The following is a 26,838-nucleotide window of genomic DNA, read 5'->3' as shown; positions in this document are numbered from 1 at the left end:
GCTAACTTCAATGACAAATACTGAAAAAAACACACCTACTATTAACTATCCTGACTTGGTTGAAAAAATCAAGTATTGGGGTGAAGAATTAGGCTTTTCTCAGTTAGGTATTACTAATATTGACTTATCGAAGCACGAACCCGCATTAGAGGAGTGGCTTGCCAAAGGTTACCACGGTAATATGGATTACATGGCAAAGCATGGGCTTATGCGTGCTAGACCCGCCGAATTAGAACCCGGCACCTTACGTGTTATTAGTGTTCGATTAGACTACCTTCCCAGCAAAGCAAAATTTGCAAGTACTTTAAAAGTGAAAGAGCAAGCCTATATCAGCCGGTATGCTTTAGGTCGAGATTATCATAAATTAATGCGCAAGCGATTACAGCAACTAGGGAAGAAAATAGCGGCTTATTGTCACGACTTTAATTTTCGTCCTTTCGTTGATTCAGCTCCCATTTTAGAGCGACCGCTTGCTGAAAAAGCCGGGCTGGGTTGGGTTGGAAAACACAGTTTACTGTTAAATAAAGAGGCTGGTTCATGGTTTTTTTTAGGGGAGCTACTCGTTGATATCCCATTACCTTTAACTCATCAAGCAAATGAGCTTCCCGCTAATCAGTGCGGCAATTGTGTTGCCTGCATTAAAATTTGTCCAACAAAAGCCATTGTAGAGCCTTATGTTGTCGATGCACGTCGTTGCATCTCATATTTTACCATTGAGTCACCTGATCCTATTCCACTAGAATTAAGACCCTTAATGGGAAATAGAATATATGGCTGTGATGATTGTCAGCTCATTTGTCCATGGAATAAATTCGCAAAATTAAGTTTAGAAGATGATTTTCAAGCTCGGCTTAATTTAGATCAGGTTGGTCTACTAACGTTATTCTCTTGGTCTGAAGATGAGTTTTTAGCAAGACTACAAGGCTCGCCCATACGTAGGATAGGTTTTCAAAGCTGGCAACGTAATATCGCGGTAGCACTAGGAAATGCTCCTTTTAGCGAGCAAATAACCGCTGCGCTTGAAGAAAAGCTTCATACTGCCAATAAATTCGTTGCAGAGCATATTACCTGGGCGCTTAGTCAACAAGCCAAAAAACAAATGGATGATATTGACTTAAATGATGCCAACGCCCGTTTAAATGCAAGACTTATTCGCTCAATAGAAAAAGGATTACCAAGAGACAGTTAATTATATTGTTTCTGCATAACTATCAATAGCGTGTAACACTTGCTGGGTATCTTTTAATAACGCATTTACTTTCTTTAATTGCGTAAACGCCTTGTTGTTTTCGAGTAATTTAAGCCATTGTAAACACAATTGCTGCAAGTCTTCTGCTGTTAAAATTTTGGCGTTAAGCTGTAACGTTTCAACAGCAATATGCGCTTTCTCTAAATCCTTTTCTTTAATCGCATTAGCAAGGTGTTTAAGTTGTATGTGATTATCTTGAGTATAATCATCTAGCATAAACAAGGCTAACTCTACCGAGCCTTGATGCGTTAAATATTGGCTAAAATTAAAAGTCGCATCACTATTTTCATCGGTAATTAAGCAACGGGCAACTTCATTAATTACCTGAATATTGTCATCATATTCACGACTATCATATAAATTTTGTGGTAGGGCTTCATCAGATAATTTAATTACCGGGATAGGCTTAAGCCATGGTGCTAATTGTTTTTTAAGCTCTTCAAATGTAGTCGTTGTGCTTAATTGACCACAATGCCACTGGCCTGACTGTTGTGATTTAGGTAACTCTATCTTATCAGCTAAACTAAATACCCCCATAGCCACTGTAGATGAAGTAACTAGATCAAAACTAACCGCTTTCGCAAATTCAGTAATCAGTATGTTATAACGACCTGTTTGCCATAGTTTAGCTTGACGGGCCTCATCACAAACACATTGCACGCTAAAGCCTAGCCATTGCAATAATCCTAATAACGGCTGATATTGCTGCGGCGATTGTACAACAAATAGTATTGATAATTTGCTAGGCTTCAACCTAGTCTCTTGAAATTCATCAGCGAGTATTAACTGATTCGCTTCTTCAGAGTAAGTTAAAACATGTTTGATATTCGATAGCAGCGTTTCTCTACCTAACGGCTGTTCTGCTTGTAAATATAAACCAAATTGCTGATAGGCTAATGCTGGAGATTGTAACACCATTAACTTAGGTCGTAAGGATTCAGGTAAATCGCTTAACTGTTGCTTTATAGCATTTATTCCAGTTTTGGCTATATCACTAGCCACGATTAATAAATCTAATTTATGACGTTTTAGGTTTTTAACACTAGCAAGTTGAATGAAGCTATCTAAACGAGCTACAGCTTCGAATTTACCCGCGCACGATAACACCAGTTTTTCAACAATAGTGGTAATAACTTTATTCGAAGTTAGCAGCATCACTTTCGTTTCAGCTAGCGCTACGCTATCTTCCTTACTTATTTTCTTAGTTAATTTACTTTGCTTGCCTGTGCTGGCTATGGCCAAAGGTAATTCAAAACTAATTTGATAGCCTTCATCAATTTGTTGAGCAGCTAAATTTTCACCATGTAATTGCGCTAAGAGTAACTTAAAGACTTCAGCTAGCGATGAATCGGGCTCATTATTACCCTCTTTATTGAGCTGGTTTAGTAATTCTGGTAATTCACTCTTAAGACTATGATGTACTTTAACAGTAAAGCGAATAACTTGCTGACCAGCATTTTTATCCTGCAATTGTAAGTGCAAATGCCAGAATGCGTTTTGGCACGAGAATAAGCTTAACTCAACCAGTAAATTTAATACTTGCTGGAATAGCTGCGCATCGAAATTTGATTGCGAGATAATTTGATCGTCATAACTTAAAAAGAGTTGGTTATGGCTAACTAACTGCGCTTGTTGTTTATTTATTATGATGCTGTGCAGTTCTGCTAATAAATCAACATCGTTTAATTGCAATACCGCATTGTTTGATTGCATGTAGCTTGCTAATTCAAAGTGCTCAAGTGTCTCATAGAGGTGAGCCAAAGAAGGCACTATAGCCTGAGAAGTAGCTGTTTTAATTTCAGCGCCTTCAAAAGCCCTTGCCTGCGCTTGAATTAGTTGCACTAATACTTTGCTTTTTAAATAACCATAGCGTTGGAGTTCATAATTACACAATAAGTCCACTTGCTCATTTTTTTCTAATTGCTGTTCATCAGAACTTTCAGCAAGTTCTGCCAACCTCTGCTTTTGCTCTTCAATACAGAGCTCATGATCTGAAATTTTCTGTACGAGTGCCTGATAATCTTGTTCGTCATGTTCTGGTTTAGTTAATTGCTGAACCGCTGTGATCATAGCTTGCGTTTCTTGGCAATTAGCAACAATGTCAACTTCATCATCGCCTTTCGTGGCTTGTTTAACCAAAGCTAAGCTTTGCTCGGCACTGGTTTTTATTGTCACTTGCACACGCCATAACAAAGCAAAAAAAGCTAGCACTGTCATGCCAATAATAGCCATTAAAATAATTGCAATATCATCATTACTAAGCTGAATATTATTATCCGTTAAAAATTTACTTAAAATTGTATTATTGTTATCTGGCAGCTCAGTGTGTTTTTCTAAAAGTAACGTTATTAACTGTTTTTGCTGAGCTAATAAGTCAAGATTATAACCTTGCATCAACCTTAGGTAACCTTGCCATTTTGCCAATGCCATTTGCTCAGTTAATACAATGCCTTGAAAAGATTCAACCTGCTCAATAAATTCCTTGATAGATTTAGTGCTTTCGCTGGTTAATAATTTAGATTGTGCAAATAACTGCTCAGTTCCTAAACGTAATAAGTCAAAATCACTTTGCGAGGTTTGAATAGATAAATTTTCAAAGCCGCTTAATAGCTCAGTAATGAGCTTAGTTAATTGCTTTATATTGTGAAGTTGTTTTACCGCCTGTGCATATTCAATCACACGCTTAGCGCTGGTAGTGCCATTTTTATCATCACTTTGTATACGTTGATAAAGCCCTTTTTCAAGTACACTCTTTTCATCATTGATACTAGTGATAGTAAAAAGCATTAACTGCAATTGAATAATGCTACTTTGTTTTAGCTGTTGATTTCTTGATTTATTATTTGATGCCCTTTCAACGGCATCAAAGGCTGCTTGATTTTGATTAAGCCACTTTCGATACATACTGGTATGTTCAGAGTTTAACTTAACTAATTGCTGATTAATGGCCGTTAAATCACTATGCAGTGCCAGCCAATTTTTTTTACTGTCACCCAAAAGTAATTCTTCAATAATATGCTTAGCATTTTGTAAGCTTGCTAATTGCTGTACCTTTTGCTGTAAAGGTAAAAGCTGCGTTTGAATAATATACTGATTTTGCTGACTTTTTTGAACAAACAAAACGAACGCTAGAAATAGCGTCACAATAATGGTTAATGCCAGTGCGAAAAGTTTACCGTTGAATTGGCGATAAAAAGGCAATAACTTGCCATTTCTTAAGTCAATTTCCTTGTGATTACTTGGCGCTTGCTCATCGAAACCCTCTTGTTCAGTGGTATTTTCATGATCCGCCATATTCGGTTTGCTCATAGCTTTTATTATTAATGGTTCCTTTATGCCCCTAGTTTATACTAAGTTCTTTTATCGGAACAAGCTTAGCTTCACCAACGCTTTTATATCATACGAGAATGTTTAACGTTAATACCTAACGATTTTTAGTGACCCAAGCCCAGTGCATAAAACACTCAATAGGACTTTCATCTGATTCATCAGTCACGACTACTTTAACCAACATATCGCCTTTATCTTCATTTTGTAACTGTGCTATATCTTCGTCTGAAATACTGGCTACTGCGGTTAAAGCCCCTTGCATGCGACGGTTAAAGTCTATTTTCATCGACTTTAACAAAGGTAATTTATTCTCTTGTAGATTCAGGCCAACGGCTATTCCAGTGGCAGACTCAACCAAAAGCGCAGCAGCAACTGCATGAACACCACCAATATGGTTGCGTACTTTTTTCTTATTGGCTAATTTGATGACAACTTGCTTGGCATGAATAGAACGAATATCAATGCCGGTAGTATTAGCGTATTTAACTTGTGAACAAAAAAGTTTAGTTAACAGCCAAGGTCTGATAGCTTTCGGAGCGCGATTAATTTTATTAACCATTTGGCTAAGTTTATTTGGCATACGATTCTCAATGTTTACGATAAAGTAAAGTCATTGTGAATTAAACTGGTCAGACCTTCAAGTGTGTTTTTATAATTTAAAAAAGTGCGCTTGATATACTTTCAACTCAGCTATCGACTCTCTTATGTCATCTAGGGCTAGGTGTGCGCCAGTTTTCACTACTTTATCAAGCACTTCAGGTTTCCAACGACGGGCAAGCTCTTTCACCGTACTTACATCTAAGTTGCGATAGTGAAAGAAATCTTCAAATTCTGGCATGTACTTATTAATAAAACGTCTATCTTGACCGATACTATTACCACACATAGGTGACTTACCTTTCGGTACATACTGCTCAACAAATTCAATAGTTTGCGCGGTAGCTTCCGCTAAGCTTACTTGACTGTCTCGACAGCGCTGAGTTAAACCAGATTTTCCATGATGCTCAATACACCATTCACTCATGTTATCTAAAACATTATCACTTTGATGGATAGCAAATACGGGACCTTCAGCTAAAATATTTAATTGGCTATCGGTAACAATAGTAGCTATTTCTAAAATCACATCGACTTCAGGCTCTAGACCTGTCATTTCCAAATCAAGCCAAACTAAATTTGTGTCGCTACACGTCATAAATATCCCTTAAAAATTGCACAAGCATTAAACTCTGAATATAAGTATAATAGCTGACAAATTCTTAGGATTAAATAAAATGATCAATTCTTGTGGCTAAGAAAAAGCTGACCAAAGGTCAAAAAAGACGCATCAAAGCTAACCATGATAAAAAACTTCGACCGAAAGCAGATATGGTTCAATGGGCTGACGATGATTTAGGGACAGCTCAGCAAGGCGTTGTTATTAGCCGCTTTGGCCAACATGCTGATGTGGAAAGCGATAACGGCACTATTTACCGTTGCAATTTACGCCGCTCAATTGACTCCTTAGTATGTGGCGATAAAGTACTTTGGCGTTTAGGTAAAGAAACTCAACATAGTATTCGCGGTATTATAGAAGCAGTTCATGAGCGAGACTCCGTTTTAAGTCGCCCTGATGTTTATGATGGCGTGAAACCTATTGCCGCTAATATCAGCCAAATTCTGATTGTTTCTTCTTTGTTGCCTGCTTTTAATAGCGATATAATTGATCGTTATTTAGTTGCTGCTGAACAAACTGGCATTACGCCAGTATTGGTGCTCAATAAAACAGACTTAATGGCATCACTGAGTCAAGAAGAACAAGAGAGCATTAATCAACAATTAAAAATTTATAAAGAGATTGGCTACCAAGTGCTTTATGGTAGCAGTAAAACCAATGAAGGTATTACGCACATAAAGGAGCAATTAAGCCAACATACCAGCATTTTTGTTGGTCAGTCAGGTGTAGGAAAATCTACCTTAGTAAATGCCTTAATGCCTAATTTAGAAGTGATCACTCAAGAAGTATCACAAAATTCTGGTTTAGGGCAACACACCACAACCGTAGCTCGTTTATATCATTTCGATGACGGCGGTGACTTGATTGATTCTCCAGGTATTAGAGAATTTGGTTTATGGCATTTAACACCTGAGCAAGTTTACCAAGGCTTTAAAGAGTTTGAGCCTTTTAATGGTTTATGTAAGTTTCGGGATTGCAAACATCAAAGCGATCCCGGTTGCGCCCTCGTGGAGGCAAGCCAAAACGCACAAATAAACCCAAAAAGATTAGCAAGTTTTCAACGCATTATCGCCAGTTTAGGCGAAAACAAATTAACATCTCGATTTAACGATTAGTTATTGATAAGTAAAGAAAGGAAAAGTACGTGTCCCCACAGAACAAGTCTTCGAATGCAAAATTCAGTGATAAAATTAAAATCACTTTACAATATGCCATGCCTAAGCATGCATTATCTCGTCTAGTAGGTAAACTTGCTGCCGCGAAAATGGGTTGGCTAACAACGAAAGTAATTAAGCTATTTATTAAAGCTTACGATATTAATATGAGCGAAGCAAAGCTGAAAAAAGCCAGTGATTTTAGCACTTTTAATGACTTTTTCACCCGAGAGCTAGCTGAAGGCGCACGCACTATAGACCAAGATCCAAACACACTTTGCTACCCTGTTGACGGTGCTATTTCACAACAAGGTGATATTGTCGAAGGCAAACTCATTCAAGCGAAAGGCTTTGATTACAGTTTAACGTCGCTACTTGGTGGTGATGCTAGAACTTCAGCCCCTTTTCAAAACGGTAAGTTCTCTTGTATTTATCTTGCACCAAAAGACTACCATAGAATTCACATGCCAATGGCCGCTACCTTACGTGAAATGATATACGTTCCGGGCGAATTATTCTCTGTTAATCCGTTAACCGCGAATAATGTTCCTGATCTCTTTGCTCGTAACGAACGCGTTGTCACTATTTTTGATACTGAACACGGCTCATTAGCAATGGTTTTAGTTGGCGCAACTATTGTTGCCAGTATTGAAACCACTTGGGCAGGTACCATTACCCCTCCAGCTGGAAAAGACATTTTCAGATGGCAATATCCAGCAAAAGGTGTAGATGCCATTACCTTTAAAAAAGGTGATGAAATGGGGCGCTTTAAATTAGGCTCTACTGTCGTCAGCGCATTTAGCCCTAACATGGTAGAATTCAACCCTGATGCGGCTTCAGAAACCGTTACTCGCTTAGGTGAACACTATGCGACCCTAGTAAATGCCCCGAGTAACGAGGCTGAAAAGTAAATAATACTTGCTCATTAAATCTACAAAGTATAGGATTAATCCTTACTTTTTACGACTGTATTCGTAAGTAGTAAAAGCGTATTTCACTAACTGTTCTTTGGAGTGACAAGCTAAGCACAGTTAACATAATCCACGATAGGAAACATACATGGCGCGTGATAAATCAGCAGTAAAACCAACAGAAGCCGAGTTAACTTTACTCAATGTTCTTTGGCAAATGGGACCAGCAACGGTCAGACAAATACATGAAGCAGTAAGCACTACACAGAAAACAGGTTATACAACCGTACTAAAAATACTGCAAATCATGCACGAAAAAGCTTTAGTTATTCGAGATGAGTCTAATAGAGCACATGTGTATGCAGCAGCAAATAGTGAAGTTCACACACAATCTTCGCTAATTAAAGATTTAATCACAAAAGCTTTTGGCGGCTCAACATCCAAACTTGTGATGCGCGCAATTGACGAGTCAACCTCTGCAGAAGAGATAGATGATATTCGTCAATTACTTAACTCAATTGAAAAATAACCCTAAATAGACTTTTAATATTTACTAATGCTAGAACATATATTTAACAGTTCTTTTTTATACAGCTTATCGTTAACCTTATTGCACTTTTTGTGGCAAGGGTTATTAGTGGCGCTCGTATTAAAATCAGCATTACTTATTGTTAGTCATAAAAAACCTCAAATACGGTATGTATTATCAACGTTAGCCATGCTAACCAATTTATGTTTGCCCATAATAACTTTTAATATTATTTATCGTACCGAATTAGCCAATGTAAGTGCTAGTACTAGCGCACTCTCTCTAACAGAGTTAATGCAAGAGCTAAAGCAGCCAGATTCATTCTTTAGCTACCAAGAGCTCAGTGAATTATTACCTGCTTTTTTACCCTATATTGCGTTGTTATGGCTCGCTAGTGTTATTTTATTAGCCAGCAAATTGCTGCTTGAAATCTATAACGTAAATAAACTCCCACAACAAAATACTATTGCGCCAAGCCCTGAGTTGTCAGCACGCTTTGCTCAATTAGCCAAACAAATAGGTTTAACGATCACGCCAAACTTATTAATGTCACTAAAAGTTGATGTTCCTATGGCTATTGGCTGGCTCAAACCTGTCGTGTTACTACCTGCTTCTATGGTAAGTGGTTTAAGCTCTGCACAACTTGAAATGTTACTGCTTCATGAATTGGCACACATTCGTCGTCATGATTATTTAGTGAATTTCTTACAAACCTTTGTAGAGATACTGTTGTTTTTCCATCCTGCTGTACTTTGGGTGTCAAAACAAATGCGTAATGAACGTGAATATTGTAGTGATGACATTGCAGTTCAACATTGTGGTGACGCTGTCGCCTATGCTCATACGTTAGCTGATACCGCTTCTTTGTGCACTAAAGCTCACCATCATCATACCATTCCTAGTATGGCGATGGCCGCATCAGGAGGGGATTTAAAACAACGTGTAGTACGCTTAGTTGATCATCATTGTGCTCCCCAAAACCATATTAGTAAATGGCTTGCAGGCGCGACCATTATTTTTTCAGTGTTATTATTATCGAGTAAGCCATTACTTACCATGCCATTACTAGATATTTGGCATAATGAAAAGCCTATTAACCTGAGTAACAGTACTCTTGATGAAATTAGCTCAAATGATCATTTGACAGCTCAAACTGAAGAAGCCGTTAGTCATCAACAATTGCCTAAGAGCTCTATTGCTAAACAGTTATTGACTCCAAGCACTGCTCAAGAAAATAAAACAGATATGAATATCACTCAGGGTGAGGAGTTATTAGCCGCTCAAGAGACGAATAAACTTGGGAGCCTAACACTGGATAACACACTTGAACGAACACAAAGCTTAATGGCAGACGTGCCAACGGACAGCAAGCTAAACAATAACAGTCAAATCGTAACAACTAAAATTGCAGCTAAGAAAAATGACAAACCAGCAGTTCAAATTGTTTACTTAGAACAAACTGAACTAGCATCGGTTGAGCCCTATAATGAAACGGTAGCTAAGAAGAATATCGCCAATAATATTGATACGACTAAGCCAGTCTTAACGCAAACAAATACCGCTAAACAACTTAATGCTGACAACAATTCTTTTGAACAGGAGTTGGCTCAATTGGCAGCTCCGACTAAAGCGAGCCAAGTTACAGACAGACAAAGTTCTAGTTCACAAGAAAACGTCAAGCAAACAAATACTAAGACTAATGAAGTAAGCGACTTACTCGCTAAAAGCAATATAGCAACGGCCATTGTGTCTCAGCAGTACACACAAAAGACTAAATTATTTGCCGCCAAACAAAGTGAAGATACTTTACCTAAACAAGAAGAGCCGCAAACCATTGACAAAGAACTTGTTAAGAAAACGGCTGCGGTTTGGCATAACGCGAAACAACTAAAATCTGTTAACCCAACTTACCCTAGTATTGCCAAACGAAGAGGCATAGAAATAGAAGTAAAAGTCAATTTTACTATTGATGTAAACGGTCATATTAAAGATATTCAGTTTGCCAACCAGAATAAATTAAACTACTTCAAAAACTCTATACGCTCAGCAATTAGACAATGGCGCTTTACTCCAGCAAAAATGAATGAAGTGCCGGTAGAAAGTCAAATGTCTAAAGTGTTCGCTTTCAATTTGCAGAGCTAATAGCTTTTCCTAACTGACATTCACTACTACGCGACCACGTACTTTACCGGCAATCAATGCTTCCGCAGTATTAACAACATCATCTAAATTGATACTCGTTGAAATGCTATCTATGATTGATGAATCAACCATCTTGCTTAGTCTCTGCCAAGCTTCAATCCTATCTTCAAGTGGTCTCATGACACTATCAATACCTACTAATGTCACGCCACGCAAAATAAAGGGTGCGACAGTGGCAGGAAAATCCATACCTTGTGCTAAGCCGCAAGCAGCAACAACACCGCCATATTTCGTGCTCGCACAGACATTCGCAAGTGTATGACTCCCTATTGAATCAATAGCCCCTGCCCAGCGCTCTTTCGCTAAAGGACGCCCCGGTTCAGATAAAGTATTGCGATCAATAACCTCATAAGCACCTAACGCTTTCAAATGTTCAGTTTCCTCAAGCCTTCCTGTTGAAGCTACAACTTGATAGCCCAGTTTAGCTAAAATGGCTATGGCAAAACTACCAACGCCTCCATTGGCGCCAGTAACCAAAATTTCACCTGATTCAGGAGTAATGCCGTTGTTTTCAAGTGCTATCACAGACAACATTGCCGTATAACCTGCCGTTCCGATCGACATAGCTTGAATGGGTGACACATGCTCAGGAAGGTGTATTAACCAATCACTGTTTAATCGCGCTTTTTCAGCTAAACCACCACAATGACTTTCTCCTACGCCAAAACCATTTAGTAGCACAGTATCGCCTTTCATGAATCGGGGATTTTGACTACTTTCAACAATCCCTACCAAATCAATACCAGGGACCATAGGGAACTTTCTCACAACGGGTGATTTCCCTGTAATCGCTAACGCATCTTTGTAGTTGATAGTGCTACATAAGACTTTAACCGTTACATCTCCTTCAGGCAGAACGCTTTCATCAATCTCCTGAACTGAGGCGCGATAGCCTGCATCATCTTTTTCAATCAAAATGCCTTTAAACATGTGACTCTCCTTTTTAGACCGGTCGTCTATAAACAGTGAAAATTTTTATCTAGGTAAACCCGCGATAAAATTGTTAAAGTAATTATCAAGTGGCTCAGCACTCTGTACTAATTTTGCGCGACTAACAGCCCCTTCCCAACCCAGCCAAAAAAACTCAGCTAACTGTTGGCAATTTGCCGATTTGTCTATTTCGCCAACAGCTTGAGCTTCAGTTAAGCAAACCATTAAACTCTTTTGCCAACACATAAATATATCGATCAACTGCTGTCTGTAGCTTTCAGGGAGCATATCAACTTCTTGCCCTAAGTTACCTACTAAGCAACCTCGTTTGAATTGATAACGACTCATGCCAGATTTGGCTTCTTCAACAAAGTTCTTAAGGCGTTGTAATGGTGAATGTGTTTGATCGAGCAGGCAAGCGTCTAGTTTGTTAATAAAATAACTCGCATAACTGTCTATTACAGCTTTACCAAAAACTTCTTTATTTGCAAAGTAATGATAAAAAGAACCTTTAGGGACACCTACCTTTTTCAAGATCTTATCAATACCAGATGCGGTAAAGCCATACTGAGTTAGGTGTTCTAGGCCGCTGCGAATTAATGCAGCTTTGGTATCGTGGTTTTCGCGATTTATTTTAGGCGGCCTGCCACGTCGTGGTTTTATCATTGATTGATTCATCACAACATAATAGACCGACCGTCTAGTAAAATCAAGGAGCTAAATTTACTAGACGGTGCTATGAAGGTTGCTGTTATTTTCTGCCCTTTTTATTGCTACGTTTCTCCATCATTTTCTGGAATTTTTCCTGCTGCTCAGCAGTCAAAACATTAAAAATAGCATTTTTAGTTTTCGCCTTAGCTAATCCAACTTGTTCAAAACTTCCTTGATAAGCACCTTGTAAAGCGATATAGGCTTGTTCATCAAAAGTCTCTGCCTGTACAAGCACTTTCGCTTGTTGTTTAAATTGCTTTAAAGATGTATGTAATTCTTGAGATTGTTCTTTCGCTTGTGATTTAATAGCTTTAATTTGAGCTTGTTGCTCCTCAGTTAGTGAGAGTGCTTTGATCATTCGCTTCATCATATGCTTACCCTTTCCAGCTTTTTGATGATGCATTGCTGAATCAGACATAAGGTCATAATCTTTAGCTTGTACACTAGAAACGGCCATAACGGCGCACAAAGCAGATAAAGTTACTAAACTTTTAATTGATTTTGTAATATTCATAATAAACTCCAAGGTTTTTTTCGTTCATTGACTAACTGATTGCTAGTATAAAGAATCAAATGCAAAGAAACGCAAAGCTAATGTAAAGATTGAGTAAAGATCATTCAACGAGTTCATTCACACACAATGAATAAGGTATTATTGACTTATTAAACAACAATTATGGGCTTCACGTGAATAAAAAACACCTTTTACTTATTGATGACGATCACGAATTAGCAGAGCTATTAGTTGATTATCTCGCCCAAAATAATTTTATCCTTCACTGTTGCTTTGATGGTCAATCGGGCCTTGAACAGGCGCAATCCAATCAATTTGATTTAATATTACTTGACGTAATGATGCCTAAACTAAACGGTTTTGAAGTGCTGAAAGCCCTAGGCCCTACCCACAAAACCCCGATATTAATGCTGACAGCCAAAGGGGATAATGATGATAAAGTATTAGGTTTAGAATTAGGCGCTGATGATTACCTAGCAAAACCCTTTCACCATCAAGAATTATTAGCCCGTATTAATGCCATTTTGCGCCGCATCAGTCTTATTAACCAACAAACGCAGCAATCAATGCAACAGACAAATACCGTGCTTAGCGTAAATAATATTGAATTAAATCATGGTATAAGAGCAGTATCTTGCCATGCTAATGCTATTGAACTCACTGGAACAGAATACCAAATACTGACACTGTTAATGGAACAGCAAGGTCAAATTATTACTAAAAATGTCATCTCCGAACAGGTATTAAAACGTAAGTTAAGTGCTTTTGATCGTAGTATTGATGTGCATATTGGCAATATTCGTCGTAAATTTCTCCCCTTTTGTGATGATGAAAAAATTAAAACTATTCGTGGTGTAGGTTATTTGTTCTTAACAGGGGAAACCGAATGATCACGGCTAAAACAATAAAATCTTTTTTTAGCTCTTTTACTTTAAAGCTTTTCGTTTGTTTTTGGCTTATTGCCAGTATTTCTGTGGTCAGTACTCGCTTTATTTCTCATCAAATATCACAACAGACATCGAGTCAACCAACAACGCATAATATCAGCTCAGAAGATCTAAAACAGTTACACTTTATACAACGACAGATAAAGCGTGACAAAATCAACACTGTAAGCGGATTACAAAGACATGCCAAAAACCTGATAAATAAAAGGGCTAGAAATATTTGGCTTAAAAAAGCAGAAAGCGGCGATATCATTGTTGAAAGCCTGCTACCACAGCGCCCTGAAGCTAAACAAATCATAGGCGACTTTATCGTTAAGGGAGAATTTAACAAACCAAAAGCTTACTTATTCCCTCATGAGCGCTTAATTGGTCCTAAAACGGTGCATTTGAATAGCGGTAAATATCAACTGTTTATTGCTCGTAAACATTACAAGCGTAATTTTAGTCAAATGGTAGGAGCGCTACCTTACTGGGTACGCATCGCTATCCCTACCGTTGTCAGTTTATTATTTTGCTTATTACTCGCTCGCTCTTTTAGTAAACCTATTCGTATTATTAAACAAGCAACAAGCCAATTAGGGGATGGCGATCTAAGTACCCGCGTAAAAAACCTGACACGACGCAGTGATGAGTTTGGGCAATTAGCCAATAGCTTCAACCAAATGGCTGAACAATTAGAACGGAACCAAAGCGCTCAAAAACGTTTACTTGGTGATGTATCCCATGAATTGCGCTCACCCATGACAAGGTTGCAAATGGCCTTAGGTTTAGCGCAGCAAGAGGCAACAACAGATCAAGCCAGAGAGCAATATTTACAACGCTGTCAAACCGAAGTTGAGCGTCTCGATCAAATGATCGCCAATGTATTATCTTTATCTCGTTTAGAAAACACATTGCAATCAATTGATATTGAAAAAATTAATTTCAACACACTGATAGCGAGCATCATCACTGATGAACAATTTGTTGCCAACAAACGAGCCATTACCATCGTGAGTGATTTTTCTGAAGAAGTCTTCATTGAAGGCGATAGAGTACTCATTACTAGCGCAATAAGTAATGTTTTAAGCAATGCTGTTAAATATAGTCCTGATAGCAGTGATATTAAGGTAACTTTACGCAAACATGAGCAGATAGCCACTGTAACGATTGATGATAATGGCGAAGGTGTACCTGATGAATCACTATCACAATTATTCAGCCCTTTTTATCGCGTTAACTTGGCAAGAGATCGAAAAACAGGTGGGACAGGCTTAGGATTAGCCATAGCAAAGCAAGCTATTTTGGCGCATCAAGGTAAAATAACTGCACAGAATAGAACAGAAGATAATCAACTAGTTAATGAAAAAAATAAGCTCTCAAAGTCAGGCTTATCTGTTAGTATTGAATTACCTTGTTTGTAAAATTTTTGTTACTCAGTTTTATTTACCATGAATTTAATTACTTTCATTAAAAATCTATCAATACCTCAAAAAATAATCGCCTTTGTATTCAGTTTGTACCTACTATTATGGCTCGTCTCTTCGCCAGCGATTAAATACTTCGCAGCCCCTATTCTTAAAGAGCAGGGATTAAGGATAGCTCCGGGTGCCAGCCTTAGTTTCAATCCTTTTTTAACGCAAATCACCATCAGTGATATGACCGTATTTAAAGGAGATGAGAAAGTACTTTATGCTGATGAACTGATCTTTAGAGTCACTTTATACCGCTTATTATTTGATGAAATTGCTATCAGTAAATTTACCTTAAACAACGGTTATATGACTGTAACACGTGAACAAGAACAATTATTTGTCGCTGGCATTAATACCAATCAAGGCAGCACCAACCAAGGTAATAGCGCAGAAACAACAACCGCCGAGCCACAAAATAGTAATCAAGCAGCTTTACCCTATTATGTGGTACTACCTGAGCTTACCTTTAACGATATTGATATTGATATCAAAAATGACGATAAAGCGCATCATGTAAAACTTAGTCAATTTACCATTAATGAACTCTATGCTGATGAAAAAAGACAACGAGCAAATATAGATATTCACAGCTTAATTGACCAAACCGAAGTCTCTTTGTCGGTTAAAGGGGAGATGATTCAAGGTGAAGGAGCAATTGAAAGTGAGCTATCTATTTCCGATTACCCGTTGGAGAAACTAGCACCTTATATCGATAAAATATCTGAATTAAATGGTTTACTATCACTATCCAGTAAACAAAGCGTTGCTATTTCCCCTAAGCAACTAACCGTAAAAGTCAGTGAAGCAAATCTTCATAATAAAAACTTTATTGTTGGCTATGAGCAACAATATTTCACCTTAGAAGATTTTCAACACAAAATAGTCGATCTCGTACTAACACTTAAAGACAGTCAAATTAGCGAACTAAGTGGTTCAGGTGAGTTAAGCATGGCTAATGCTAATGTCTATTACCAAGAAGCACATCAAAAATTAGGTCACTTTGATCAACTTTCATTAAATGAAATCAGTTTTCATCTTGAAGAAGTGCCCACTGTAAAAGTGTCAGAGTTAATCATTGATAACATTATTGCTTCGAAAAATGAAAATAGTGACCTACCTGCCATGGTGCAACTTAAACAATTTGCTGTCACTGACATCTTATTAAATGAAGCCAAAGTGACAGTTGATAAAATCATTCTCGATAGTCTGACTTCAGATATCATTCTCAGTAAAGAAAAAGAAGTGGCAAACCTAGTTACTTTACCCATTACAGAAGAAGAACAAGAAGTCATCACAGAGACAAGCGAAGAAGTCACTGAAAAAGTCACCGCATCTAAGAATAATGTCCAAATAGCTTTAGGTAGCTTCGCACTCATTAACGATAATCAAATAGTCTTTGAAGATAATAGTGTTGAACCCGTTAGAAAACGCCAATTATTCATTGATACTCTGACTCTTGGCTCATTAAGCAATGCTGACGAGAAAAAAGAGCAAAAAACGCCTTTTGAGTTTATTGGTCGGAGTAATAAATATGCTCACTTTAACTTTAAAGGTTTTACTCAACCTTTTGCGCAGCAGCCTAGTCATCATATTGAGGGTTTTTTAAAAGAGCTATCGTTACCGGCCTTGTCTCGTTACATGAAACAAGCCATGCAAATGGAATTAAAAAGTGGCCAGCTCAATGCTGATGTGGATGTAACCTTAACTGACGATCAGCTCGACGGTAACGTTGTGTTATTACTTCAAGGATTAGAAACCGCAATAGCGAATAGTGATGAAGCCGGCGCGTTAATTGATCAAGGGGCGTTACCCTTCAATATGGCGCTAGGTATGTTAAAAGATGGTAACGGCGATGTTGAACTTGATGTGCCATTATCAGGCTCAACGTCAGATCCAGAGTTTGGCATGAGTAGTATTGTCACCTTAATTACCCAGAAAGCCATTTGGATGGCAACTCAAGATTACTTGATGACAACTTTCATCCCATACGCCAATATCGTTTCTGCAGCGATGACAGTTGGAGAGTTTGCTTTAAAACTGCGCTTTGATGACTTGATGTATGAAGTAAAACAAATAGAGCCCAACGATAAACAGCAAGATTATTTACAACCTTTTATTGCCTTAATGCAAGATAAAGAAGACACTCGCATTAACATTTGTGCCATCAGTACCCCTGCAGATATAGGTTTGCCAGCGGGTGAACAGGTGGTTGATAAAGAGCAAATTCGCCGATTAAAAGATATTGGCGAACAGCGAGAAGAAGCCTTTAAAGCTTATATTATAAAACACGGCAATATTGCTTCATCACGTTTACTACTGTGCGCCCCGAAAATTGATAGTAGTCAAGATGCCTTACCTAGGATAGAGTTGTCAGTATAACTTGTGCTTTTCTCGATACTAACAATAAAAAGGAGCTAAGCAGTGAAACCAATGGATCAACGGGATAACTTTATCTATCTCACCTTTGCCTTAATATTGCTATTACTAGGCATAGCGTTAGCTCAACAGTTTTTTGATGATTCAGCGCAACGATTAGTGCAATCTACCACAGTAATCACGCTTATTGTGGCTGTTTGGGGAGTTGAATCTAAAAACTTCTTTTTACGTAAGAAATTACTTTTTCCTCTCGCTATTTTACTCGTCTCGATTGCTTCAAATTGGCTAGGTGATGCTGGTTTTGATCAATTTTATCTGCTTCTATTGTTAAGTTTTTTTATTTTCACTGCTTTTAAAACCGCTAAACAAGTACTGTTCACCGGTGAAATTGATGGCAATAAAATACTCGGAGCCATTTGCCTGTATTTATTGATGGGACTTATTTGGGCGGTTTTATTTACATTACTACAACTAAATTTTCCTGGCTCATTTCAAAGTATGCAGCATCACAACCAGTGGTTTATGTTATTCCCCGACTTTGTCTACTTTTCTTTTGTTACTATGACAACCTTAGGGTTTGGTGATATTTCCCCATCCTTATCAACAGCAAAATTTCTCGTATACTTAGAAGCCATCGTTGGGCAATTTTACCTAGCCATTTTAGTAGCAAGTTTGGTCGGCTCTCGAATGTCGACTATCTCAAATAAAACGCATTGATAAAAATATTACAAAAGGGAATCATTATGTCAGAGCAAGTAGAAAAAGCTGAAGCGTCAACACCAACAGACAAGCAATTTAATCGCCGAGTTATTGATGTTGCTATTAAGTTAAGCGCCATAGCTATCATCATCTATTGGTGCTTCCAAATTATTAAGCCTTTTATTCTTATCGTACTTTGGGGGGCTATCATGGCAGTAGCCTTATACCCGCTGCATATTAAATTGAGTAATTTCCTTAAGGGCAATCAGAAGCTCGCCGCGACTATTATTGCCTTAGTGGGTATCTCAATAATCGCATTACCTGCAGTAAACCTATCTTCCTCTTCATTTGAATCAGCACAACACCTTTACCAAGGCATTGAAGATGGCACACTGAAAATACCTCACGCAAAGGAAAGCGTAAAAGAGTGGCCCTTAATTGGCTCACAAGCCTATAGCCTTTGGCAAGCTGCCTCTGAAGATATTCAAACAGTAGCTAGCCAATACTCAGAACAAATAAAAGCTATCTCTGCAACATTGCTGACCAAAGCTGCTGGCATCGGTGGTAGTATTATTCAGTTTATTGTCTCGTTAATTATCGCTTCAGTCTTTATGGTTAAAGCTGCAGCATGCCGCCAAGGTGTTAGCGCTTTAATGTCACGATTAATGAATGAAAGTGGCGAACGTACGATTGAAACAACCGTTGCCACCATTAAAAGTGTTGCAACAGGTGTACTAGGTGTAGCAGTAATTCAATCACTTTTATCAGGTGTTGGCTTGCTTATCGCAGGCATTCCTGCCGCTGGACTTTGGGCGCTGGTTGTCCTTATTTTAGCGATAGCACAATTACCGCCAATTCTTGTATTAGGACCTATTGCCGCTTATTACTTTTCAGTAGCTGACACAACGCCAGCTATTGCTTTTCTTATCTTTAGTATAGTTGTCAGTATGAGTGACGCAGTGCTTAAGCCACTTTTCCTAGGTCGAGGTATGGATATTCCCATGCTCGTGATTCTTCTTGGTGCTATTGGCGGTATGATAATGTCGGGCATTATAGGCTTATTTGTTGGGGCGGTAGTATTAGCATTAGGTTATCAATTAATGATGGACTGGCTAGCCCATCAAAATAAATAACATCCAAAGATTAAGTACTGCGTATTGGCAACAACCGCTAATACGCAAGAGTTAAACATTTAAATACGAGATACACATGTCTGAAAATAATACTAAAAACAAAGCTGATTTTACCCAAAAGTTCACCAAAATCATCTTAGGCTTATCCTTATTATATTTCATTTGGTATCTCGTTGGTGATCGTATTACCCCAGCAACAGATCAGGCAAGAGTGCGTTCTTTTGTGACAGCGATTGTGCCGCAAGTTTCCGGAAAAATAACAAAAATTCATAAGCTTGGTGATAAAGAAGTTTCCAATGGAGAAACGCTATTTGAAATTGAAGATACTGACTATCAACTAGCCGTTGATAAAGCCAAAACCGATTTACAATTAGCAGGACAGAATGTAGGCGCAGATACAGCTGCCGTTGCAGCAGCCAAAGCTAACCTTGAAAAAGCCAAAGCAAACTTAATTGAAAAAGAAGCCAACGCCAACAGAATTTTTGAAGTGGAAGCTCAGGGCGTTGTCTCAAAAGCCCAAGGCGATCAAGCCCGTGGTGTTCTTGCTGCAGCACAACAAAGTGTATTGAATGCACAAGCCTCTTATGAGCAAGCACAACAATTACTCGGCGAAGAAGGTAGTGAAAATACCAAGATTCAAAATGCCTTAAATGCACTTTCAGCCGCCGAACTTGATTTAGCTCGCACCAAAGTAAAAGCACCAAGCAATGGCGTCATCTCTTACTCAAAGGTAAATGTTGGCCACTATGCAGCAGTTGGCAGCAAAATCATGACGTTTATCAATACCGATTACTTTTGGATTGAAGCCTCATACCGAGAAAATAACTTAGGTAATATAAAAGCTGGCGATCCGGTTGATATAGTACTTGATTCATCACCCGGCGAGATTGTTACCGGAACCATCGTCAGTATTGGATATGGAGTAAGCTTTGACAATAGTGTCCCAGGTGAGTTACCTACCCCTGAAAAAGCCACCGGTTGGATGCGTGAAGCACAACGATTTACCGTGATCATAAAATTCGACGGCAATATAAATAAAGCATTACTCAGAGAAGGCGGCCAAGCAGACATTATCACTTATACGGGTAATAATTTTATCTTAAATGGTTTAGGTAAAATATCCATTTGGTTAACTAGTAAATTAGCTTATTTATATTAATCAATAAGCCGATAGTATTTGAGCATGCAGCTAACAAACTTATTTCCAAGGATTAACAAATTATCTCAACAAGATGTTTATATGATGAGATTTTTTGTAGGCGTCATGCTTGCGATTATTATTGCCTTAGTATTTAACTGGCCATTTGCATTTATTACTCCTGTTTTTGTGGCAAAATTTTTAGGCAGCAAAAAAAACAAACTTCCATTTAAAAAACTGAGTGCCATTTTCCTCGTTATTGTCAGCGCCATGATTTTAGGGGGCATATTCACAAGAATTTTACTGCCCTTCCCGATTGTGTTTATGCTCATCATGACGTTGCTGATATTTTGGCTATCATATTGGAATAACTCTGGTGGCAATGAGTTTGTTATTACTATGCTATTAGTTGGCTTTACTGTTATCCCTATGTTGAGTTTAATGCATCAAGAAATAGCTCAAGTATTTACCATAGGTTTTTTGTTTTCATGTTTGATGTCATTAATTATTACCATGGTTATGCATGAAGTTATTACCGATAAAGCGTCAAGTAGTCATGCTCAACAAGCCGATAAACAAGAAGAAAAAAGCCTAGCAGACAAACCAACGCGCACAAAATTTGCGTTATTAAGCACCTTGATGATCATGCCGGTAATGATTTTTTTCTTTTCATTTAACTTGAGTAGTTCTTTGCTTATTTTGGTGTTTATCGCCTTACTTGCACAAAAGCCTGACCTTGTTGCTGGCGTAAAAGGGAGCAAAGCTTTACTGGCAGGTAATGCCATTGGTGGCATTGTCGCAATTGTGATGTATAACATTTTAATCATAGCTCCTAGCTTAAGTTTTTTAATGTTGATATTTGCCTTAGTTGTTATCACATTTTCAAGAATTATCTTTTCTGATAGAGCATTAGCCCCACTTTTTGCGATGGCATTTTCCACCATCATCATCTTAATATTTGGCTCAATATTAAGTACCGCAGATGCTGATGAAAAATTTTATACCCGTATTATGCAAATTGCTTGCGCCTGCAGTTATGTTATTTTTGCCACTATTGCTGCCAACCCCCTGATCAAAAAAATATCCCAAGCCTAAGTCATACCACAGTCAATCCGTTGTAATATTTCTGTCATTATCCTGCAACATCACCGTAATATTGACTTGCTACCTTACTGACACCTCTTAGCCTCGCCATCTAAAATCTGAGCTTTTACATGAAAAAACTCACGCGTGTTAGCAGCAAACTTATCGTTTTAATTCTTATCCCACTAATCACGTTAAGCCTTATACTTTTTACTAGCTTAACCATTTCCACTGAGCGACATCAGCACTCTCAACGCACAATTGAAGCTAGGCTAGTGCAAACACAAACCTTAAATACCATTATTAGAGCTTATTCTTCTAACATTATTGATACCGCCCATAAAACACGAAGTGGCATGATGATGTGGTCTGATGCCAAGGTGCAGATAGACAAGGGGCAAAAAATGATTGAGCAGCAATGGCAAGCTTATAGCAACAGTGATTTATCTGAACCAGAGCAAAAACTCGTAAAAACCATGGAACCTCTGTACCAAAAAAGTCATCAGGCATTAACCAAAATAGCTGAGTTTATCGAGGAAGCTTCTTCTTATAGTATGGGCAATTATGTTGATTTAAAAATGTATTCAGCATTAGAGCCATTCTTACTAAAATTGGATGAATTAGTACTTTTACAAAAGCAACTCGCGCATCTTGAAATTACCAACAGCGAACAACTTACTAGCCAAACTAATCAAATAATTTTAGCGAGCGTCTGTATTATTACAGTTTTACTGTTAGCACTGAGCTTCTACCTTTATAAATCGATTAAAACACCGCTACAACATTTACAAAAAGTTATGGTCGATGTTGAAAATAACTCTAATTTGGCTCTAAGAGTTCAAATCAATGGTCATGATGAATTAGGTGAAATTGGTCAGAGTTTCAACTTAATGATGGATAGAATTGTGGATTTTGTCGATAGCTTAGCCAATATAGGCACATCGCTAGATTCTGCAGCAGAAAATACCCTAACTGCCTGTCACAATGCAAAAGAACAGGTAACCAATACTCAACATGAGCTATCTAATACCAGCGCTACTATCGAGCAAATGAATAACTCGGTTGAAATCACTCAAGGCCATACTGAACAAACGATTCAAGTAAGTTTAGACGCCGATAAGCATGCCAATAATAATGTAAAGGTTATTGAGCAATCCGCTGTTGAAATAAAGCAGCTTGCTAAAGCGATTAATCAATCAGCCGATCAAATGAATGTTTTAAGAGAACATGGTCTGCAAATTGATTCGGTATTAGCGGTTATCAAGAATGTTGCTGAACAGACTAATTTACTAGCGCTAAACGCTGCTATTGAAGCGGCTCGCGCTGGTGAGCAAGGTCGAGGATTTGCCGTAGTTGCAGATGAAGTTCGCTCTTTAGCTCACAGAACCCAAGAATCAACAATAGAAATCGAAACCGTTATTGCCAATATACGAAAAGACACCGATGAAGCGGCGACTCAAATGAGACAAAATGCTGATTTTGCTAACCAAGGGGCGCTAGCCATTAAAGAGACAGAAGAAAGCCTTAAAGTGATTACAGGCTCATTTGCCAACATTATTAGTAAAAATGAATTAATAAATACTAACCAAGGTGAGCATATACAAGCTGTTCGAGATGTAAGTGCAATGATGAATCGAATTTATTCGCTCTCACAAGATAGTAAAGAAAACACCGATGAAGTATTAACAAATGCCAAAACTGTTGAGCATTTAAGTAGTAATTTAAAAAGTGCTCTTGGGCAATTTAGCTATTGATAAGTTTATTGAAGCTACTCAAAAAGGCTTACTTTTTAAATAAGGCGCGTAGATTAGCAACCCCTTGTTTATTGGCTTGATCTTTATGTTCAGCAGTTTTTTTCGCTTGCCCTAACTCCCAGTTAAGATCATCTTGAGGTAACTCGTGTAAAAAGCGACTTGCTTCTGTGCGCGCCACCTCGCCAAACTGTCTACGCTCTTTCGCGTAAGTAAATATTAACTCACGTTGTGCCCGAGTAATGCCAACATAAGCTAAACGTCGCTCTTCTTCTATGCCATCTTCATCAATACTGGTTTGGTGAGGCAGTAAGCCTTCTTCCATGCCAATTAAAAACACATAAGGAAATTCTAAGCCTTTGGATGCATGTAGTGTCATCAATTGCACTTGATCACTACTGTCTTCTTCTTCATTACGCTCCATCATGTCTCGCAGGGTTAAACGCGTGACAATTTGCGGTAAGGTCATTGGCTCTTCATCATCAGAGCCTTCAAGCATTTGTGTTACCCAGCTAAATAATTCGGTGACATTTTTCATGCGCATTTCAGCGGCTTTCGCGCTTGGCGAAGTCTCATAAAGATAATCTTCATAGTTTATTTCACGAATCATAGCCCGTAATACCGCCGCGGTATCACCCCGCTCTGTTTGATCAGCAATATCAACTAGCCATTGAGTAAAGGCTTGCATTTTCATTAACGCACGACCAGTTAATGTTTGCTCTAACCCCAACTCAAAGCTGGCAGCAAACATACTAATTTGTCGCATATTGGCGTAATTACCGAGCTTTTCTAACGTTGCTGGTCCTAGTTCACGTTTGGGTACATTAACAATACGCAAAAAAGCATTATCGTCATCAGGATTAACTAAAACCCGCAAATATGCCATGACATCTTTAATTTCAGAGCGAGAAAAAAACGACGTACCACCACTGATTTTATAAGGAATACGATTTTGCATCAGTGCTTTTTCGAGTAACCGTGATTGATGATTACCTCGATATAAAATTGCATAATCTTTATAGTGACTACGGTTCATAAAACGATGACCAATTAACTCACCAATAATACGTGACACTTCATCTTCTTCATTTTTTGTTTGTACTACTCTAAGCTCAACACCATAATCAAGCTCACTGAACAGTGCTTTATCATAAACATGAGGATTATTTGCAATGAGGATATTGGCGCACTTTAAAATACGGCCACTTGAACGATAATTTTGCTCTAGTTTAATCAACTTTAATTGCGGAAAGTCTTTCCCTAGCAACACTAAATTTTCAGGCTTAGCACCACGCCAAGAGTAGATTGACTGATCGTCATCCCCTACCACAGTTAAACGCGCGCGCTCACCAGCGATTAATTTTACTAATTCATACTGACTGGCATTGGTATCTTGATATTCATCCACTAACAAATAACGAATTTTATTGCGCCAGCGCTCACGCACTTCTGGATAATTTTTTAATAACAGCGTAGGGATAAGGATAAGATCATCAAAATCAAGCGCATTATAGGCTTTCATATGTTGATGATAGCGCTGATAAAACTCTGCATATTCTGCGCTGTCAGCATCACTGGCTCTTTTCATTGCCGCATCAGGTAGTAACAAATCATTTTTCCAATTGGAAATCATGTTTTGTAATTTACTGAGTAAATCTTTATCGCCATCAAGCTCATCCATGGTTAACTCTTTGAGTAACGACAAGGTGTCTTGATCATCAAACAAGGTAAAACCAGGCTTATAACCTAAGGTTTTAATTTCACGGCGGACAATATCTAAACCCAAGGAATGAAATGTAGAGACCGTTAAACCACGTGTTAAATCTTTACCGAGCATTTTAACAATACGCTCTTTCATTTCACGCGCGGCCTTATTGGTAAACGTTACCGCCGCGATATTTCTCGCCTTGTAGTCACACTGTTTTATTAAATAAGCAATTTTTTGACAAATAACGCCTGTTTTCCCTGAGCCAGCGCCAGCAAGCACCAAACAAGGGCCACTAACATATTTTACTGCTTCATTTTGTCCAGGGTTTAATTTCATTGCTTATACAGTTACCAAAATGGTACATTTTCAAGGGTCGGTAATTTTACCTGTTTTTACTCATCAGCAAAACAGTTACAATGAACTCAAGCACAAATTTAGGAAAATAATTCTGGTAAATACTATGATCAACGCCAAAAAAATTGAAGAAATCGCCAAACAAGTCACCGAAGCTATACCTCCGGGTTTAAAAACCATGGCGAATGATATTGAAGATAAAACAAAAACTGTTTTACAGCGTAAATTATCGCAACTTGATGTAGTTACTCGTGAAGAATTTGATGTACAAACTCAAGTATTAATTAAAACACGTGAAAAATTATCTGAACTTGAAGCGCGTGTTGCACAGCTAGAAAAAAATGTTACAGGCGAGTAAAGCTCTACTCTTTGCATATCTAACCTTAGTAAGCTTGATGACTATGGCTAATAACCACTTTACTTCAGAAGCACAACTGGTTGAACGTCTAGAAAATGAGATCAAAATCTTTTGGCAACAAGGCCATTTTGCTCATTTTAGCGGTGTTAATAATAAACGTATAAATTATGCGAGCTTTATTCATCAACCACACAGCGGGCAAGCCAGTGAAAAGTGCCTTGTTATTTCTTCAGGCCGAAGTGAAAGTTATTTAAAGTACCAAGAGTTAAGCTATGATCTATACAATCAAGGGTATAGTGTTTTTCTGATTGATCACCGCGGTCAAGGTTTATCTGAGCGGTTATTAGCTAACCCGCATAAGGGCTATGTTGAAGACTTTCAATTTTATGTTAATGACTTAGCTTATTTCATCGAAAATATAGTAAATCCCCATTGCCTAAGTAAACCCTATTTACTTGCCCACTCAATGGGTGGTGCCATTGCGACTAGATATCTACAAGACTATCCCAACAATATAAAAGCAGCCGTACTATCTTCTCCAATGTTGGGGTTTTATGGCGGTAAAGTGCCAGACCTTATCACTGAGTTAGTGATTAAAAGTACCGCCCAAATCAATACTTGGTTTGATAACACTCCTTGGTATTTTTTCGGTCATCAAGATTTTACCCCCAAAGGCTTTGAAAATAACAACTTGATGCACTCCAAACAACGCTTTCAAGTATTTGCAGAGCTTTATAATACTACCCCTGAAATTCAGTTAGGGGGTGTAACAACAAACTGGTTAACAGCTTCGTTAACCGCTTTAGATACAATATTTGAAAATATACATAACATCACAACACCCATAATAGTGTTGCAAGCTGGTGAAGAAACGATTGTCGAAAATCAAGCACAAAATGACTTTTGCCAGCAGCTTCATGCGCTACAGCCACAATCATGCCCAGAAGGAAAACCCTTCGTTATTGATGGTGCTTATCATGAGTTATTTTTTGAACGGGACAGCCATCGAAACCTCGCGATAACAAAGATGCTTGATTGGTTTAATCAACACCCATAACAAGCCACTGTCCTTGAGGAAAAAGCTTAACAAC

Annotated in this window: 22 protein-coding genes; 15 read left to right on the top strand and 7 right to left on the bottom strand. The window is 38.2% G+C overall.

All coding sequences use genetic code 11. The annotated features are described in order from the left end of the window. Nucleotides 1-10 precede the first annotated feature (10 nt). A complete protein-coding gene (queG, locus tag AC27GZ_RS15830; RefSeq protein ID WP_487096337.1) occupies nt 11-1,189 on the top strand; it encodes a tRNA epoxyqueuosine(34) reductase QueG in 1,179 nt (392 codons plus the stop codon). Here queG and AC27GZ_RS15825 read toward each other — a convergent pair whose 3' ends face one another. From AC27GZ_RS15825 to orn, 3 genes are all read right to left on the bottom strand, one after another. Next, nucleotides 1,190-4,558 (bottom strand): hypothetical protein, encoded by a 3,369-nt coding sequence (locus tag AC27GZ_RS15825; protein WP_487096336.1) that lies wholly within the window; start codon nt 4,556-4,558, stop codon nt 1,190-1,192. A gap of 115 nt (nt 4,559-4,673) precedes the next feature. Beyond that, on the bottom strand, nt 4,674-5,159 hold the full coding sequence (locus AC27GZ_RS15820) for a DUF4442 domain-containing protein (RefSeq protein WP_487096335.1): 486 nt from the start codon (nt 5,157-5,159) through the stop codon (nt 4,674-4,676). 69 nt (nt 5,160-5,228) lie between these two features. Next, nucleotides 5,229-5,774: an oligoribonuclease gene (gene orn, locus AC27GZ_RS15815; protein WP_487096334.1), complete on the bottom strand. Its 546-nt coding sequence runs from the start codon at nt 5,772-5,774 to the stop codon at nt 5,229-5,231. 92 nt (nt 5,775-5,866) lie between these two features. Here orn and rsgA point away from each other — a divergent pair, with 92 nt between their 5' ends. The 4 genes from rsgA to AC27GZ_RS15795 all read left to right on the top strand — a co-directional run bounded on the left by rsgA (nt 5,867) and on the right by AC27GZ_RS15795 (nt 10,531). Beyond that, the gene (gene rsgA / locus AC27GZ_RS15810; protein WP_487096333.1) at nt 5,867-6,910 is read left to right on the top strand and encodes a small ribosomal subunit biogenesis GTPase RsgA; all 1,044 of its coding nucleotides are present in this window, start codon (nt 5,867-5,869) and stop codon (nt 6,908-6,910) included. 98 nt (nt 6,911-7,008) lie between these two features. Next, entirely contained in the window at nt 7,009-7,860 is an 852-nt protein-coding gene (gene asd / locus AC27GZ_RS15805; RefSeq protein WP_487096364.1) for an archaetidylserine decarboxylase, read from the top strand. 148 nt (nt 7,861-8,008) lie between these two features. Beyond that, nucleotides 8,009-8,389 carry a BlaI/MecI/CopY family transcriptional regulator gene (locus AC27GZ_RS15800; protein WP_487096332.1) on the top strand — a complete coding sequence of 127 codons (381 nt, stop codon included), beginning with the start codon at nt 8,009-8,011 and terminating at the stop codon, nt 8,387-8,389. Between the two features lie 108 nt (nt 8,390-8,497). Beyond that, the gene (locus tag AC27GZ_RS15795; protein WP_487096331.1) at nt 8,498-10,531 is read left to right on the top strand and encodes a M56 family metallopeptidase; all 2,034 of its coding nucleotides are present in this window, start codon (nt 8,498-8,500) and stop codon (nt 10,529-10,531) included. A 9-nt stretch (nt 10,532-10,540) separates the two neighbouring features. Here AC27GZ_RS15795 and acuI read toward each other — a convergent pair whose 3' ends face one another. The 3 genes from acuI to AC27GZ_RS15780 form a co-directional block, all read right to left on the bottom strand. After that, complete coding sequence (acuI, locus tag AC27GZ_RS15790) at nt 10,541-11,521, bottom strand: acrylyl-CoA reductase (NADPH) (RefSeq protein ID WP_487096330.1); 981 nt, start codon at nt 11,519-11,521, stop codon at nt 10,541-10,543. Between the two features lie 45 nt (nt 11,522-11,566). Beyond that, a complete protein-coding gene (gene acuR, locus AC27GZ_RS15785; RefSeq protein WP_487096363.1) occupies nt 11,567-12,199 on the bottom strand; it encodes an acrylate utilization transcriptional regulator AcuR in 633 nt (210 codons plus the stop codon). Nucleotides 12,200-12,272: 73 nt separating this feature from the next. Beyond that, nucleotides 12,273-12,746 (bottom strand): Spy/CpxP family protein refolding chaperone, encoded by a 474-nt coding sequence (locus AC27GZ_RS15780; protein WP_487096329.1) that lies wholly within the window; start codon nt 12,744-12,746, stop codon nt 12,273-12,275. Between the two features lie 173 nt (nt 12,747-12,919). Here AC27GZ_RS15780 and AC27GZ_RS15775 point away from each other — a divergent pair, with 173 nt between their 5' ends. The 8 genes from AC27GZ_RS15775 (at nt 12,920) to AC27GZ_RS15740 (ending at nt 23,330) form a co-directional block, all read left to right on the top strand. Continuing rightward, nucleotides 12,920-13,636 carry a response regulator transcription factor gene (locus AC27GZ_RS15775; protein ID WP_487096328.1) on the top strand — a complete coding sequence of 239 codons (717 nt, stop codon included), beginning with the start codon at nt 12,920-12,922 and terminating at the stop codon, nt 13,634-13,636. Beyond that, the gene (locus AC27GZ_RS15770; protein ID WP_487096327.1) at nt 13,633-15,096 is read left to right on the top strand and encodes an ATP-binding protein; all 1,464 of its coding nucleotides are present in this window, start codon (nt 13,633-13,635) and stop codon (nt 15,094-15,096) included. The genes AC27GZ_RS15775 and AC27GZ_RS15770 overlap by 4 nt, the downstream gene beginning before the upstream one ends. Before the next feature lie 27 nt (nt 15,097-15,123). Further along, a complete protein-coding gene (locus AC27GZ_RS15765; RefSeq protein WP_487096326.1) occupies nt 15,124-17,526 on the top strand; it encodes a DUF748 domain-containing protein in 2,403 nt (800 codons plus the stop codon). A 51-nt stretch (nt 17,527-17,577) separates the two neighbouring features. Next, on the top strand, nt 17,578-18,240 hold the full coding sequence (locus tag AC27GZ_RS15760; RefSeq protein ID WP_487096362.1) for a potassium channel family protein: 663 nt from the start codon (nt 17,578-17,580) through the stop codon (nt 18,238-18,240). 26 nt (nt 18,241-18,266) lie between these two features. Beyond that, the gene (locus tag AC27GZ_RS15755; RefSeq protein ID WP_487096325.1) at nt 18,267-19,355 is read left to right on the top strand and encodes an AI-2E family transporter; all 1,089 of its coding nucleotides are present in this window, start codon (nt 18,267-18,269) and stop codon (nt 19,353-19,355) included. 76 nt (nt 19,356-19,431) lie between these two features. Next, nucleotides 19,432-20,514: an HlyD family secretion protein gene (locus tag AC27GZ_RS15750; protein ID WP_487096324.1), complete on the top strand. Its 1,083-nt coding sequence runs from the start codon at nt 19,432-19,434 to the stop codon at nt 20,512-20,514. 81 nt (nt 20,515-20,595) lie between these two features. Further along, on the top strand, nt 20,596-21,588 hold the full coding sequence (locus AC27GZ_RS15745) for a DUF2955 domain-containing protein (RefSeq protein ID WP_487096323.1): 993 nt from the start codon (nt 20,596-20,598) through the stop codon (nt 21,586-21,588). Between the two features lie 119 nt (nt 21,589-21,707). Further along, nucleotides 21,708-23,330 (top strand): methyl-accepting chemotaxis protein, encoded by a 1,623-nt coding sequence (locus AC27GZ_RS15740; protein ID WP_487096322.1) that lies wholly within the window; start codon nt 21,708-21,710, stop codon nt 23,328-23,330. 28 nt (nt 23,331-23,358) lie between these two features. Here the strand turns inward: AC27GZ_RS15740 and rep are convergent, their stop codons facing one another. Further along, nucleotides 23,359-25,371, bottom strand: coding sequence for a DNA helicase Rep (gene rep / locus AC27GZ_RS15735; RefSeq protein WP_487096321.1), 2,013 nt, complete (start codon nt 25,369-25,371; stop codon nt 23,359-23,361). A 124-nt stretch (nt 25,372-25,495) separates the two neighbouring features. Between rep and ubiK the strand changes: the two genes are divergently transcribed. After that, nucleotides 25,496-25,747, top strand: coding sequence for a ubiquinone biosynthesis accessory factor UbiK (ubiK, locus tag AC27GZ_RS15730; protein ID WP_487096320.1), 252 nt, complete (start codon nt 25,496-25,498; stop codon nt 25,745-25,747). Between the two features lie 43 nt (nt 25,748-25,790). Beyond that, nucleotides 25,791-26,804, top strand: coding sequence for an alpha/beta fold hydrolase (locus AC27GZ_RS15725; RefSeq protein ID WP_487096319.1), 1,014 nt, complete (start codon nt 25,791-25,793; stop codon nt 26,802-26,804). Nucleotides 26,805-26,838: the final 34 nt, after the last annotated feature.

The sequence above is a fragment of the Colwellia sp. SU-HH00943 genome, assembly GCF_057546125.1.
The sequence above is the reverse complement of the archived record's forward strand: the minus strand, read 5'-3'. Positions and strand labels throughout refer to the sequence as shown.

Bases quoted from the DNA above. Each gene is read 5' to 3' on its own strand.
- acuR (WP_487096363.1), bottom strand. From the start codon at position 12,199: ATGAATCAATCAATGATAAAACCACGACGTGGCAGGCCGCCTAAAATA.
- AC27GZ_RS15740 (WP_487096322.1), top strand. From the start codon at position 21,708: ATGAAAAAACTCACGCGTGTTAGCAGCAAACTTATCGTTTTAATTCTT.
- AC27GZ_RS15825 (WP_487096336.1), bottom strand. From the start codon at position 4,558: ATGAGCAAACCGAATATGGCGGATCATGAAAATACCACTGAACAAGAG.
- AC27GZ_RS15760 (WP_487096362.1), top strand. From the start codon at position 17,578: ATGGATCAACGGGATAACTTTATCTATCTCACCTTTGCCTTAATATTG.
- AC27GZ_RS15750 (WP_487096324.1), top strand. From the start codon at position 19,432: ATGTCTGAAAATAATACTAAAAACAAAGCTGATTTTACCCAAAAGTTC.
- AC27GZ_RS15800 (WP_487096332.1), top strand. From the start codon at position 8,009: ATGGCGCGTGATAAATCAGCAGTAAAACCAACAGAAGCCGAGTTAACT.
- AC27GZ_RS15780 (WP_487096329.1), bottom strand. From the start codon at position 12,746: ATGAATATTACAAAATCAATTAAAAGTTTAGTAACTTTATCTGCTTTG.
- AC27GZ_RS15725 (WP_487096319.1), top strand. From the start codon at position 25,791: ATGGCTAATAACCACTTTACTTCAGAAGCACAACTGGTTGAACGTCTA.
- AC27GZ_RS15745 (WP_487096323.1), top strand. From the start codon at position 20,596: ATGATGAGATTTTTTGTAGGCGTCATGCTTGCGATTATTATTGCCTTA.
- AC27GZ_RS15770 (WP_487096327.1), top strand. From the start codon at position 13,633: ATGATCACGGCTAAAACAATAAAATCTTTTTTTAGCTCTTTTACTTTA.
- rep (WP_487096321.1), bottom strand. From the start codon at position 25,371: ATGAAATTAAACCCTGGACAAAATGAAGCAGTAAAATATGTTAGTGGC.
- orn (WP_487096334.1), bottom strand. From the start codon at position 5,774: ATGACGTGTAGCGACACAAATTTAGTTTGGCTTGATTTGGAAATGACA.
- asd (WP_487096364.1), top strand. From the start codon at position 7,009: ATGCCTAAGCATGCATTATCTCGTCTAGTAGGTAAACTTGCTGCCGCG.
- ubiK (WP_487096320.1), top strand. From the start codon at position 25,496: ATGATCAACGCCAAAAAAATTGAAGAAATCGCCAAACAAGTCACCGAA.
- AC27GZ_RS15820 (WP_487096335.1), bottom strand. From the start codon at position 5,159: ATGCCAAATAAACTTAGCCAAATGGTTAATAAAATTAATCGCGCTCCG.
- queG (WP_487096337.1), top strand. From the start codon at position 11: ATGACAAATACTGAAAAAAACACACCTACTATTAACTATCCTGACTTG.
- AC27GZ_RS15765 (WP_487096326.1), top strand. From the start codon at position 15,124: ATGAATTTAATTACTTTCATTAAAAATCTATCAATACCTCAAAAAATA.
- acuI (WP_487096330.1), bottom strand. From the start codon at position 11,521: ATGTTTAAAGGCATTTTGATTGAAAAAGATGATGCAGGCTATCGCGCC.
- AC27GZ_RS15755 (WP_487096325.1), top strand. From the start codon at position 18,267: ATGTCAGAGCAAGTAGAAAAAGCTGAAGCGTCAACACCAACAGACAAG.